Source organism: Collimonas sp. OK412, assembly GCF_900112135.1.
Taxonomy (GTDB): domain Bacteria; phylum Pseudomonadota; class Gammaproteobacteria; order Burkholderiales; family Burkholderiaceae_D; genus Collimonas; species Collimonas rhizosphaerae.
Window position 1 is genome coordinate 121,486 of the sequence record NZ_FOLC01000009.1, and the last position, 12,461, is coordinate 133,946.

10 protein-coding genes are annotated in these 12,461 nt (G+C 62.7%); all 10 read right to left on the reverse strand.

All coding sequences use genetic code 11. The features are described 5' to 3' along the window. Window positions 1–12: 12 nt before the first annotated feature. The 10 genes from murC to rsmH are packed head-to-tail and all read right to left on the reverse strand — an operon-like array spanning window position 13 to window position 12,457. Window positions 13–1,419 carry a UDP-N-acetylmuramate--L-alanine ligase gene (gene murC, locus BM062_RS11945; protein ID WP_092397066.1) on the reverse strand — a complete coding sequence of 469 codons (1,407 nt, stop codon included), beginning with the start codon at window positions 1,417–1,419 and terminating at the stop codon, window positions 13–15. 9 nt (window positions 1,420–1,428) lie between these two features. Then, entirely contained in the window at window positions 1,429–2,505 is a 1,077-nt protein-coding gene (gene murG, locus BM062_RS11950; RefSeq protein WP_092397068.1) for an undecaprenyldiphospho-muramoylpentapeptide beta-N-acetylglucosaminyltransferase, read from the reverse strand. An 8-nt stretch (window positions 2,506–2,513) separates the two neighbouring features. After that, complete coding sequence (gene ftsW / locus BM062_RS11955) at window positions 2,514–3,749, reverse strand: putative lipid II flippase FtsW (protein WP_092397070.1); 1,236 nt, start codon at window positions 3,747–3,749, stop codon at window positions 2,514–2,516. Further along, on the reverse strand, window positions 3,746–5,290 hold the full coding sequence (murD, locus tag BM062_RS11960; protein ID WP_092397072.1) for a UDP-N-acetylmuramoyl-L-alanine--D-glutamate ligase: 1,545 nt from the start codon (window positions 5,288–5,290) through the stop codon (window positions 3,746–3,748). The genes ftsW and murD overlap by 4 nt, the downstream gene beginning before the upstream one ends. 15 nt (window positions 5,291–5,305) lie before the next feature. Beyond that, complete coding sequence (mraY, locus tag BM062_RS11965; RefSeq protein ID WP_092397074.1) at window positions 5,306–6,475, reverse strand: phospho-N-acetylmuramoyl-pentapeptide-transferase; 1,170 nt, start codon at window positions 6,473–6,475, stop codon at window positions 5,306–5,308. A 1-nt stretch (window position 6,476) separates the two neighbouring features. Beyond that, window positions 6,477–7,883 (reverse strand): UDP-N-acetylmuramoyl-tripeptide--D-alanyl-D-alanine ligase, encoded by a 1,407-nt coding sequence (gene murF / locus BM062_RS11970; protein ID WP_092397076.1) that lies wholly within the window; start codon window positions 7,881–7,883, stop codon window positions 6,477–6,479. Continuing rightward, window positions 7,880–9,445 carry a UDP-N-acetylmuramoyl-L-alanyl-D-glutamate--2,6-diaminopimelate ligase gene (locus BM062_RS11975; RefSeq protein ID WP_092397078.1) on the reverse strand — a complete coding sequence of 522 codons (1,566 nt, stop codon included), beginning with the start codon at window positions 9,443–9,445 and terminating at the stop codon, window positions 7,880–7,882. Before BM062_RS11975 ends, murF begins: the two co-directional genes overlap by 4 nt. Next, on the reverse strand, window positions 9,442–11,223 hold the full coding sequence (locus BM062_RS11980) for a peptidoglycan D,D-transpeptidase FtsI family protein (protein WP_092397080.1): 1,782 nt from the start codon (window positions 11,221–11,223) through the stop codon (window positions 9,442–9,444). The genes BM062_RS11975 and BM062_RS11980 overlap by 4 nt, the downstream gene beginning before the upstream one ends. Further along, window positions 11,220–11,492, reverse strand: a complete 273-nt coding sequence (gene ftsL / locus BM062_RS11985; RefSeq protein ID WP_092397082.1) for a cell division protein FtsL — start codon at window positions 11,490–11,492, stop codon at window positions 11,220–11,222. The genes BM062_RS11980 and ftsL overlap by 4 nt, the downstream gene beginning before the upstream one ends. Beyond that, window positions 11,489–12,457 carry a 16S rRNA (cytosine(1402)-N(4))-methyltransferase RsmH gene (rsmH, locus tag BM062_RS11990; RefSeq protein ID WP_092397084.1) on the reverse strand — a complete coding sequence of 323 codons (969 nt, stop codon included), beginning with the start codon at window positions 12,455–12,457 and terminating at the stop codon, window positions 11,489–11,491. The genes ftsL and rsmH overlap by 4 nt, the downstream gene beginning before the upstream one ends. Between the last annotated feature and the right edge of the window lie 4 nt (window positions 12,458–12,461).

Below are 12,461 nucleotides of genomic sequence, written 5' to 3' on the forward strand. Positions count from 1 at the left end.
TATGACTGTTTTTTACTGCTCTACCAGCTGCGCAAGCTTGCCGGGCACGCCGCTGATCGAGCCGGCGCCCATCGTCATCACTACATCGCCGTCGCGCACCAGATTCAAGACCGATGCCGGCATGTCGTTGATATCTTCCACAAACACCAGCTCAGCCATGCCAGCCACCCGCAAGGCGTGCGCCAGGGCGCGCCCGTCAGCGGCGACAATCGGCGCTTCGCCGGCGGCGTACACTTCCGCCAGCACCAGCACATCCACCGTCGACAGCACTTTCACAAAATCTTCAAACAGGTCGCGGGTACGGGTGTAGCGATGCGGCTGGAACACCAGCACCAGGCGCCGCCCCGGATACGCGCCGCGCGCCGCCGAAATGGTCGCCGAGGTTTCCACCGGATGGTGGCCATAATCGTCGACCAGGGCGAATTCGCCGTTGGCCTTGCCGGCGGCGTCCTGCAGCTTGATTTCACCGTAGCGCGTGAAGCGGCGGCCGACACCATTGAATTCGGTCAGCGCCTGCTGGATCGCGGCATCGGCGACGCCCAGCTCGCGCGCAATCGCAATCGCGGCGCAAGCGTTCTGGACATTGTGCATGCCGGGCTGGTTCAGGCTGATCGGCATCGCCGCATAACCCTTCTGGATCACCGTGAACTGCATGTGGCCGGCGACGGCCTTGGCGTCGATCGCGCGCACATCGGCGTCGGCGTGGAAACCGTAGGTGGTGATCAGCTTGGAAATCTGCGGCATGATTTCGCGCACGTTGGCGTCATCGATGCACAGCACCGCCACGCCGTAAAACGGCAAGCGCTGGGTGAATTCGACAAAAGCCTGCTTCAGCTTGCCGAAATCATGATCATAGGTATCCATATGATCGGCATCGATGTTGGTGATCACTTCGATCACCGGCGACAGGTTCAGGAACGATGCATCCGATTCGTCGGCTTCGGCCACGATAAAGTCGCCCGAACCCAGCTTGGCGTTGGCGCCGGCGCTGGTGAGGCGGCCGCCGATCACAAAAGTCGGGTCGAGGCCGCCTTGCGCCAGCACGCTCGCCACCAGGCTGGTGGTGGTGGTCTTGCCATGGGTGCCGGCAATCGCAATGCCGCGCTTGAGGCGCATCAGCTCCGCCAGCATGACCGCGCGCGGCACGATGGGGATATGCTTTTCGCGCGCAGCGACCACTTCCGGGTTATCGGCCTGCACCGCCGTCGATGTCACGATCGCGTGCGCCTGGTCGATATTCGCGGCTGCGTGGCCGCGGCTGACTTTGGCGCCGAGGGCGGCCAGGCGCCGGGTCGCGGCGTTGTCGCCGAGATCGGAACCGGAAATCGTATAACCGAGGTTGAGCAGCACTTCAGCGATGCCGCTCATACCGCTGCCGCCAATGCCTACGAAATGGATATTTTTAACTTTATGTTTCATGGTCTTCACTCACTGCGCACCTGCCAATTCTTCAAGAACCTGCGCGATCGCCTGGTTGGCGTCGCGCCGGCCGTTTTCATATGCTGCCTGCGCCATCGTCTGGCAGTCCTGGCGCGAGATCCGCGTCAACAAGGCGGCCAGGCGCTCTTTGCTCAAATCTGTCTGCGGCAAATGGATCGCCGCTTTCTGCGTCGCCATCCAGCGCGCGTTGTCGCGCTGGTGCGAAGTGGTCGAGGCCACCAGCGGCACCAGCACGCTGGCGACGCCGGCCGCCGTCAGTTCCGAAATCGTGATCGCGCCGGCGCGGCAAATCACCAGGTCGGCGTCGGCATAACGGCGCGGCATGTCGTCGATGAACGCCACTACCTCCGCTGTCACGCCGGCCGCCGCATACGCGCTGCGCAAGGCATCGATATGCTGCTTGCCGGATTGATGCGTGATGCTGGGCCGCAGATCGGCCGGAATCAGGGCCAGCGCCGCCGGCAAACAATCGTTGAGCGCCTTCGCGCCCAGGCTGCCGCCCACCACCAGCAAACGCAAAGGACCGATGCGGCCGCCGTAACGTTCTGCCGGCAGCGGCAGCGCCAGGATTTCCTTGCGCACCGGATTGCCGGTGACCAGCGCCTTGTTGGCGGCCCGGCCGAAATCGGCCGGAAATCCGAACAGCACCCGCTGCGCCAGCGGCGTCAAGGTCTTGTTCGACAACAGCAACGCCGCATCGGCATTCACCAGCACCAGGGGCACGCCGCGCAAGCGCGCCATCGCTCCTCCCGGCACCGTCACATATCCGCCCATGCCCAGCACCACGTTGGCTTGGCGCCGGCCCAGGATGCGGAAGCAGGCTGGAAAACTCGCCAGCAAGCGCCAGACGCCGCGCAAGGTGTGCGCCAGGCCTTTGCCGCGCAAACCCGAGAAGGCAATCTGGTCCATCTCGATGCCATGCTGCGGCACCAGGTCGCGCTCCATGCCGTGGGTAGTCCCCAGCCAGCTCACTTGCCAGCCGCGCGCGCGCATGGTGTCGGCAATCGCCAGGCCGGGAAATATGTGGCCGCCGGTGCCTGCGGCCATGATCAATAAATGTTTCATACCCGGTTTCATGCCCGGCCTCCGCGCATCAGAACCCGGTTTTCGTAATCGATGCGCAGCAGGATCGCCAGGCCGACGCAATTGATCAGCACGCCGGAACCGCCGTAGCTCATCAGTGGCAGGGTCAGGCCCTTGGTCGGCAGCAAACCCAGGTTGACGCCCATGTTGATGAAGGTCTGGACACCGATCCAGATCCCAATGCCCTTGGCGGTCAAACCGGCGAAAGTCTGTTCCATGGCGATCGCCTGGCGGCCGATTTCAAAAGAGCGCTTGATGATCCAGTAAAACAGCATGACCACCACCAGCACGCCGGCAAACCCGAGTTCTTCGCCGATCACCGCCAGCAAGAAGTCGGTATGCGCTTCCGGCAGATAATGCAGCTTCTCGACGCTGGCCCCGAGGCCGACGCCAAACAGTTCGCCGCGGCCGAAGGCGATCAGCGAATGCGACAGCTGATAAGCCTTGCCCAGGGCATTTTCTTCCGCCCATGGATTCAGGTAAGCGAAGATCCGCTCGCGCCGCCATGGCGACAGCCAGATCACCAGCGTGAACATGCCGGCCAGCATGGCGCCAATGCCGCCGAACCAGACGCCGTTGATCCCGCCCAGGAACAGGATGCCCATCGCGATGCAGACGATCACCCCGAGCGCGCCGAGATCCGGCTCCAGCATCAGCAGCAGGCCGACCAGTCCGACCGCGGCGGTCATCGGCAGGAATCCCTTGGTCAGCTTGTGCATCACTTCCTGCTTGCGCACCGTGTAGTTGGCGGCATACAGGACAATAAACAGCTTCATCAATTCCGATGGCTGCAAATTGAATACGCGGAACGACAGCCAGCGCTTGGCGCCGTTGACGCCGCGCCCCAGGCCCGGCACCAGCACCATCGCCAGCAGGATCAGGGTAATCACGAACAGGTATGGCGCCCAGCGCTGCCAGGTGGCAATCGGGATGCGGAAGGTCACCAGTCCGGCCAGCAGCGAAACGCCGATAAAGATCGCTTGCCGCACCAGGAAGTGGCCATTCGTGTAATTCGAATACTTGGGCGAATCCGGCAGCGCAATCGAAGCCGAATACACCATCACCAGCCCGAACAGCATCAGCAGCACGACCACCCACACCAGCGGCTGGTCGTACTCCATCATTTTCGAACGCTGGACGCCAGGTTTCTGGCTATCGAGCGTGCGCGGCCGCGCCGGCGCATGGTCCGCCGGCTTGCCTGAAAATGATGGGAAGGCGAATTTCATAGCCCGACCTCGCCACGCGACAAGGCCAGTTCACGCACGGCATCGACGAATACTTGCGCGCGATGGGCGTAATTGCGGAACATGTCGAAACTGGCGCAAGCCGGCGACAGCAATACGGCATCGCCCGCGTGCGCAAGTTCGGCGGCGCGCGTCACCGCCTCTTCCAGGGTGGCGCAATCGATCATGGCGATGCCGGCTGCCTGTTTTTCGACCGCAGCGCGGATCGCCGGAGCATCCCGGCCGATCAGCAGCAATGCGCGGCCATAGGCAGCCAATGGCGCGGCCAGCGGCGCAAAATCCTGCCCCTTGCCTTCGCCGCCGGCGATCAGCAGCAGGCGGCTAGGGTTAGCATTACCCGTACCGTCACCGTCGCAGCCGCGTCCCAAGCCGTTCAATGCCGCCACCGTGGCGCCGACATTGGTGCCTTTGCTGTCGTCGTAGTATTCCACGCCGCCAATCGTTGTCACCAGTTCGACCCGGTGCGGTTCGCCGTGATACTCGCGCAAGCCGTGCAGCAGCGGCGCAAAAGGCAAATCGATGGCGCGGCACAAGGCCAGCGCGGCCAGCGCGTTGGCGGCATTGTGACGGCCGCGGATCCGCAGCGCGTCGGCCGGCATCAGGCGCTTGACTGAAACCGGCAGCAAGGCCAGCTGTTCTTTCTTGTTGCGCCGTTTCCTGTTGCCGTCTGCGGCGCGTTCCTCTTCGTCGCCTGGCACCGCTACCGACAGCCATTGCATGCCGTTGTCGCTCACCAGGCCGAAACAGTCGCCGTCCAGCGGCTCGTCGAAACCGAAACTGATGCTGTTGCCGTTATTGAACTGCATTGTCAAAGGATCGTCGCGATTCAGCACCCGTACCGTATCGGCGCTGAAAATGCGCGCCTTGTCGGCGACATAGGACGCCATGTCGCCGTGCCAGTCGAGGTGGTCCTGGGTGATATTCAGGATGGTGGCCGCGTCTGCTTGCAGATTGCAGGTTGAATGCAATTGGAAGCTGGACAGCTCCAGCACCCAGACCTGCGGCAAAGCATCTTTTTCCAGCGCGCTGCGCAATACATCCAGCGCGGCCGGGCTGATATTGCCGGCCACCTGCACCGTCAAGCCGGCGCGTTCGCACAGCAGGCCGGTCAGGCTGGTGACCGTGGTCTTGCCGTTGGTGCCAGTGATGGCAATCACTTTCGGCGCATAGGCGCGGCTCTCGCGCAACGCCGCCAGGGCTTGCGCAAACACTTCGATTTCACCCCATACCGGGATGTTGCGGTCGGTCGCCGCCGACAGGATTTCCTTCAGCTCGCCGGTGGGCGCCAGGCCAGGGCTGGTGACGGCAAAGTCGATGCCGTCCAGCAGACTGACGTCAAAACCGTCGCCCGAGCCGAAGAATTCCACCGCCGGAATCGCCTGTTGCAGCAGCGGCAAGCGTTCCGGCGCGCTGCGCGTATCCGCCACGCGCACCGTCGCACCGCAGTGCGCCAGCCACAATGCGGATGCCAGGCCCGATTCTCCAAGCCCTAATACCAGAACATGTTTACCCGTATAGTCCATTACCGCCTTACCTGCCTACCTTAACTTCAGAGTTGAAAGCCCGAACAGCACCAGCATCATCGAGATGATCCAGAAGCGCACCACAACCTGCGTTTCTTTCCAGCCTTTTTGTTCATAGTGATGGTGCAAAGGCGCCATCAGCAGCACACGGCGGCCGACGCCGAAACGCTTTTTCGTGTACTTGAAATAGATTACCTGCAACATCACCGACAAAGTCTCTACAACGAAAATACCGCCCATGATGAACAGCACGATTTCCTGGCGCACGATGACCGCTACGGTACCCAAGGCGCCGCCCAAGGCCAGTGCGCCGACATCGCCCATGAATACCTGGGCCGGATAGGCGTTGTACCAGAGGAAAGCGAGTCCGGCGCCGGCCATCGCGCCGCAGAAAATCAGCAGTTCGCCGGCGCCCGGGATATGCGGGATCAGCAGGTATTTGGCGAAAGTGACGTTACCGGTCAGGTAGGCGAACAGGCCCAGCGCAGCCCCCACCATCACGGTCGGCATGATCGCCAGGCCGTCCAGGCCGTCGGTCAGGTTGACTGCATTGCTGGTGCCGACGATGACAAAATAGGTCAAGGCCATGAAACCCCAGACCCCCAGCGGATAGCTGATGGTCTTGAAAAAAGGCACGATCAGGTCGGCCTTGGGCGGCAGGTCGAGGCTGAAGCCGGATTCGACCCAAGCTACGAACAGGTCCCAGACCTGGGTATTGTTCGGCGCCGAGACCGAGAACGCCAGGTAGATCGCGGCGACGACGCCGATCACCGATTGCCAGAAATACTTTTCGCGCGAACGCATGCCGTTCGGATCCTTGTAGACCACCTTGCGGTAATCGTCGACCCAGCCAATGGTGCCGAAACCCAGCGTCACTACCAGTACGATCCAGACAAAACGGTTGCCCAGGTCGCTCCACAGCAAGGTCGAGATGCCGATCGCGATCAGGATCAGCACGCCGCCCATGGTCGGCGTGCCGGATTTGACCAGGTGCGTCTGCGGACCGTCGGTGCGCACCGCCTGGCCTACCTTCAGGCGCGCCAGCATGCGGATCACGCCAGGTCCCGCGATCAGGCCGATCATCAACGCCGTCAACGTCGCGAACACGGCGCGAAAGGTGATGAAGTTGAAGACGCGCAGGAAACTGAAATCCTGCTGGAAATTTTGTGCCAGCCATAGCAGCATGTTAGTGAATCCCCTCAGATGTTGTACCGGCCAGGTGCTGGACAGCGCGTTCCATTTTCATGAAACGCGACCCTTTGATCAGCACCGTGGTGTCCGGCGTCATGGTCGCATCGAGCGCGGCTAGCAACGCTGCGATGTCGTTAAAGTGTTGTGCTTGCGGACCGAAGGCCGCGCTGGCGTCGGCCGCCAGCTCGCCCAAGGTAAAGAGCCGGGTGATGCCGCGCTGCTGCGCGTAAGCGCCGATCTCCTGGTGAAACTTGCCGCCTTCGTTGCCGACTTCGCCCATGTCGCCCAGCACCAGCAAACGCGGCGCGCCTGCCTGCGCCAGCACATCGATGGCGGCCCGCACTGAATCCGGGTTGGCGTTGTAGGTGTCGTCGATCACCAGCGCCCCGGCGCAGCCGGCGACTGTCGCCAGCTTGCGTTGCAGGCGGCCGCTGACCGGCACGAATGTTTCCAGGCCGCGCTTGATCGCCGCGACGTCGACGCCGATCGCCAGGGTGCAGGCGATCGCGGCAAGCGCGTTGCGCACATTGTGTTCGCCGGCGGCAGCCAGCTGCAATGCATATATTTGCGGACCTCCCGCAGTGGCGAAGGTAACGATCAGGTCGCTGCCGAAGCCATGCGCCGCGCTGGCGTAGCTGCAGCTGACATCGGCATCAGGCGAGAGGCCGAAACTGATGCTGCCGGCCTTGCCGGCGGCGTAACCGCGCCACAGTCCGGTATAGGGATCGTCAGCCGGAAACACCGCGATGCCGCTGGCCGGCAGGCCGCGGATCACGCTGCCGTTTTCCTCGGCGACCGCCGCCACGCTGGCCATGAATTCCTGGTGCTCGCGCTGAGCATTGTTGACCAGCCCCACCGTCGGCTCCGCCAATGCCGTCAGCAACGCAATTTCGCCAGGATGGTTCATGCCCAGCTCGATCACGGCGGCCTGGTGGCCGGCGTCAAGCCGCAGCAAGGTCAGCGGCACGCCAATCTCATTATTGAAATTGCCACGTGTCGCCAGTGACTTGTCGACGCCAAAAGCCGCGACCAGGATCGCGGCAATCATTTCCTTTACCGTGGTCTTGCCGTTGCTGCCGGTGACGGCAATCAGGGGCAGCGTGAATTGCTGCCGCCAGCACTGTCCTATCCTGCCCAGCGCGGCCCTGGTATCGCTTACCACCAGCGCCGGCACTGCCAGCGTGCCTGGGTCGCGCTCCACCACCACTGCAGCGGCGCCCTGGGCCACTACCTGTTCCAGGAAATCGTGGGCGTCGAAGCGCTCGCCGCGCAAGGCGACAAACAGTGAACCTGGCGTCACCGCACGGCTGTCGGTGCACAAGCCGTTTACCGCGACCTGGCTGGCGGCGCCTGCCGGCGGCAATCCCAGCCACGATTGCAGTTGCTGCAATGAAGTCTTCATATGTTGCCGCCTTTCATCGTGGCGCGCGCAGCCAGGGCCAGCGCGGTATGGTCGGCATCTAGAAACGGCAATTTCTTTCCTTTTATTTCCTGGTAAGTCTCATGTCCTTTGCCTGCCAGCAAGACCACATCGGCCTTGGCCGCATGTCGCACCGCCCATAAAATCGCGGCAGCGCGGTCTTCCAGCGCCTGCGCTGCCTGCGGCGCTTTCATCCCGGCCAGGATCTGGCTGATGATGACGGCGGGTTCTTCGCTGCGGGGATTGTCGCTGGTGACGATGACGTGGTCCGCGCGTTCCGCCACGGCGCCCATCTGCGGCCGCTTGCCGGGATCGCGATCGCCGCCGCAACCGAATACGCACCACAACTCGCCGTTGCGCTGCTGCGTTACTTGCCGCAAGGTATTCAAGGTTTTTTCCAGCGCATCAGGGGTATGTGCATAATCGATCACTATCAGCGGCGCGTCCTGGCCGCCGAACTGCTGCATTCGACCCGGCACCGCAACCAACAGTTCAATCGCATTCAGCGCGGCGTCCCAGGCCGCGCCTTTTGCCAGCAGCACGCCCAGGATGCCCAGTGCATTGCTGACATTGAACTGTCCCACCAGCTGCGTCTTGACTTGCGCCGAACCGAAAGGCGAATCGACGTGGAACGCCGTGCCGTTGGCATTGGTGCGGATCGCCGAGGCGCGCAGCACCGGGGCGCCGGCCGCCGGAGCGCCGGCCGCAGGAACACCCGTCGGCGTCGCCAGTTCCTCGCAGCTGTAGCCGATCACCGGAATTGCCGGTTGCTTCTGCTGCAGATGTTTCACCAGGCGCAAACCCATGGCGTCGTCGAGATTGATCACCGCGTGCCGCAGTCCGGGCCAGTCGAACAGCATGCGCTTGGCGGCTTCGTAGTGCTGCTCGTCGCCGTGGTAGTCCAGATGATCGCGCGTGAAATTGGTGAACAGGGCGATGTCGACATGCAAGCCGTTCAGGCGTCCCTGCTCCAGGCCGATCGACGATGCTTCGATCGCCAGTGCGGTCGCGCCTTGCCGCCGCATGCCGTTGAGCGTTTGCTGCAGCAGCAGCGCGTCCGGCGTGGTGTTGCCGGTTTCCTCGAATTCGCCGCGCTCGCCTTGTGTATAGATCCCTGTACCCAGGGTACCGATCACGCCGGTAGCCTGGCCCAGGTGCGACAGCGCATGGCCCAGCCATTGGGTGCACGAAGTCTTGCCATTGGTGCCGGTGACGGCCACCACCAGCATGCCCTGGTCCGCCTGGCCGTAATAACCGTGGGCGATCTCGCCGCTGAGCTGCTTGAGTCCGCTCACTGCGCGATGCGGAGCCCGCCAGGCCGTGTCCCAGGCAAATTTCTCTTTCTCGTACAGTACCGCGCAGGCGCCGTTTTCCAGCGCTTGTGCAATATAGGCGCGGCCATCCGCGGCATCGCCCGGATAGGCAAAGAACACGTCGCCGGCTTTCACCTTGCGCGAGTCCGACACCAGCTCCGCACCTGCCGGGGCAACGCTGCCCAGCCATTGCTGGATCTCTGGCAATTGCTGTAGCTTAGGCTTCGTCACAAGCCCTCCTGCGGACCGTCGGTCGGGATGATGATGTCGGTGACGGTAGAATCCGGCGACACGTTCAGCGCCCGCAAGGCATTCGCCGCAACCGTCGCGAATACCGGTGCGGCCACATCGCCGCCGAAATGCGAACCGACGCTAGGTTCGTCCACCATCACGGCAATAATCAGGCGCGGGTCAGAAGCCGGTGCAAAGCCGACGAAATCGGCGATATATTTTTTGACATATTTGCCGCCTTCTATCTTGTAGGCGGTGCCGGTTTTGCCGCCCACGCGGTAACCCGGCACTTGCGCTTTAGGCGCAGTGCCGCCCGGCGCGGTGACCCGCTCCAGCATGGCGCGCATGGTGAGCGCGGTCTTTTCAGAAACCACGCGCTGGCCGACCGGAGGTTCGCTGACTTTCTGGAACGACAGCGGGATCAGGTCGCCGTTGCGCGCAAAGATCGTGTAAGCGTGGGCCATCTGGATCAGGGATACCGAGATGCCATGGCCATAGCTCATGGTGGCCTGCTCGATCGGCCGCCATGACTTGAAAGGACGCACCCGGCCGGCGACAGCGCCGGGGAAGCCGAATTTCGGTTGCTGGCCGAGGCCGACCGTGGTGAACATTTCCCACATTTCCTCCGCCGGCATTTGCAGCGCGATCTTGGCGGTGCCGATATTCGAGGATTTCTGGATGATCTGCGCAACGCTCATGGTCCACACCGGATGCGGATGGGAATCGCCCACGGTCGCGGTGCCGATGGTCATCTTGTCGGGCACCTGGAAGGTGGTGGTGGCCTGCACCCGGTTGGTGTCGAGCGCGAGCGCCACGGTAAACGGCTTCAGGGTCGAGCCCGGCTCGAAGGTGTCGGTCATCACGCGGTTGCGCAATTGCGCGCCGGTCAGCACCGAGCGGTCATTCGGGTTGTAGCTGGGCAGGTTGGCCAGCGCCAGCACCTCGCCGGTCTTGGCGTCGACCACGACGATGCCACCAGCCTTGGCCTTGCTCTTGGCCACGGCTTCTTTTAATTGAGTAAACGCGATGTACTGGATCTTGCTGTCGATCGACAGCACCAGGTCCTTGCCGTCATGCGGTTCCTTGACCGCCTCGATATCCTCGACAATGCGGCCCAGGCGGTCCTTGATGACGCGCCGGCTGCCGGTCGTGCCGGCGAGGTTTTTCTGCTGCGACAATTCCATGCCGTCCTGGCCGGCGTCTTCCACATTGGTAAAACCGACCACGTGCGCCATCACCTCGCCTTCCGGATAGAAGCGCTTGTATTCCTTGCGGGTCTCGATGCCGTCGATGCCAAGCTTGACGATCTGGTCGGAAACGTCTTGCTCTACCTGGCGCTTGAGGTAGACGAAATTGCGGTCGGAATCGAGTTTCTTGCTGAGTTCGGCGTAGCTCATGTCGAGCAGTTTCGCCAATGCCTGCAGCTTTTCTTTCGGCGCGGCCTGCACATCTTCGGGAATCGCCCAGATCGCCTTGACCGGCACCGACGACGCCAGCACCTGGCCGTTGCGGTCGGTGATCTTGCCGCGCGTGGCCGGCAGCTCCAGGGTGCGCGCATAGCGCGAAGCGCCTTGCTTTTGCAGGAAATCGGTGGAAATGCCTTGCAGCCACAGAGCGCGCACGATCAGCGCCAGGAAGGCCGCAAACATGGCGAACAAGACTACCCGCGAGCGCCATGCCGGCAGCTTGACCTTGAGCATGGGGCTGGCCGAAAACGGCACTCCCTTGCCGGCGGCAATGCGTCCTGTGTGCGAGCTGCGCGGGGGATTACGCGTCATTTTTCCCCCACCGTCAGGTATTGGGTGCGGGCAGCAGTCAACGGCACCATGTTCAGGTCGCGCGTGGCGCTGGCTTCGATCCTGGCGTTCTTGCCCAGCGTCGACTGGTCAAGCTGCAATTGGGCCCATTCGATGTCCAGCTGGCGCGACTGGCTGGCGGTCCGCTCCAGTTCAATGAACAGCTGGCGCGCCTGGTACTGGGCGTTGACCAGCGCCAATGCACATAGCACCAGCGCCAGGGCCAGGACAAAATTGAGGCGCCCGCTCACGGCTGGACTCCAGCAGGTGCAGCCAGACGTTCACCGACCCGCATGATGGCGGAGCGCGCGCGCGGATTGTCGGCGACTTCGGTATCGGACGGCTTGATCCTGGCCACCAGCTTCAATTCCGGCTGCGGCAGGTCGACCGCGCGAATCGGCAGGCGACGGTCGGGCTGCGGCAGCCTGGCTTTGGAAGCCATGAACTGCTTGACGATCCGATCTTCCAGCGAATGAAAGCTGATCACGACTAATCTCCCTTGCTGGGCCATCTGCCGAAATGCCTGATCCAGTACTATCTCGAGTTCTTCAAGCTCTTGATTGATGAAAATCCGTATAGCCTGAAAGGTGCGAGTGGCCGGGTCTTTGCCTTTCTCGCGGGTCTTGACGGCGTTTGCCACGATCTGGGCAAGCTGTCGTGTGCCAGTAATGGGCTGGACTGTCCGGCTAGCAACAATCGCCTTTGCAATCTGAACAGCAAACCGTTCTTCCCCATAATCACGTACCACCTTTCCGATTGTTTGTTCATCTGCGACTGCCAGCCAGGCTGCTGCCGACATGCCGCGCGTCGTATCCATGCGCATGTCGAGCGGGCCGTCGGCGCGGAAACTGAATCCGCGGCTGGCGTCGTCCACCTGCGGCGACGAGATGCCCAGGTCCAGCAACACTCCGTCGACTTGTTGTATGCCTCTTTCCTGCAATGCCTGCGCCATCGTCGCAAAGCTGTCGTGCACGATCTCGAAACGCGGATCGGCAATCTCGGCCGCGGTAGCGATGGCCTGCGGATCCTTGTCGAAAGCGATCAGGCGGCCGCGCGGCCCCAGGCTCTGCAAAATCTTGCGGCTGTGGCCGCCACGGCCGAAAGTACCGTCGACATAGATGCCGTCCGCGCGCGCACCGACGATCGCCAACGCACTGACAGCCTCATCCAATAACACGGTGCGGTGCTGGAACTCGGGCACCACTGGTTCACTCATGGCC

Bases quoted from the DNA above. Each gene is read 5' to 3' on its own strand.
- murD (WP_092397072.1), bottom strand. From the start codon at position 5,290: ATGGACTATACGGGTAAACATGTTCTGGTATTAGGGCTTGGAGAATCG.
- mraY (WP_092397074.1), bottom strand. From the start codon at position 6,475: ATGCTGCTATGGCTGGCACAAAATTTCCAGCAGGATTTCAGTTTCCTG.
- murG (WP_092397068.1), bottom strand. From the start codon at position 2,505: ATGAAACATTTATTGATCATGGCCGCAGGCACCGGCGGCCACATATTT.
- BM062_RS11980 (WP_092397080.1), bottom strand. From the start codon at position 11,223: ATGACGCGTAATCCCCCGCGCAGCTCGCACACAGGACGCATTGCCGCC.
- rsmH (WP_092397084.1), bottom strand. From the start codon at position 12,457: ATGAGTGAACCAGTGGTGCCCGAGTTCCAGCACCGCACCGTGTTATTG.
- ftsW (WP_092397070.1), bottom strand. From the start codon at position 3,749: ATGAAATTCGCCTTCCCATCATTTTCAGGCAAGCCGGCGGACCATGCG.
- murF (WP_092397076.1), bottom strand. From the start codon at position 7,883: ATGAAGACTTCATTGCAGCAACTGCAATCGTGGCTGGGATTGCCGCCG.
- murC (WP_092397066.1), bottom strand. From the start codon at position 1,419: ATGAAACATAAAGTTAAAAATATCCATTTCGTAGGCATTGGCGGCAGC.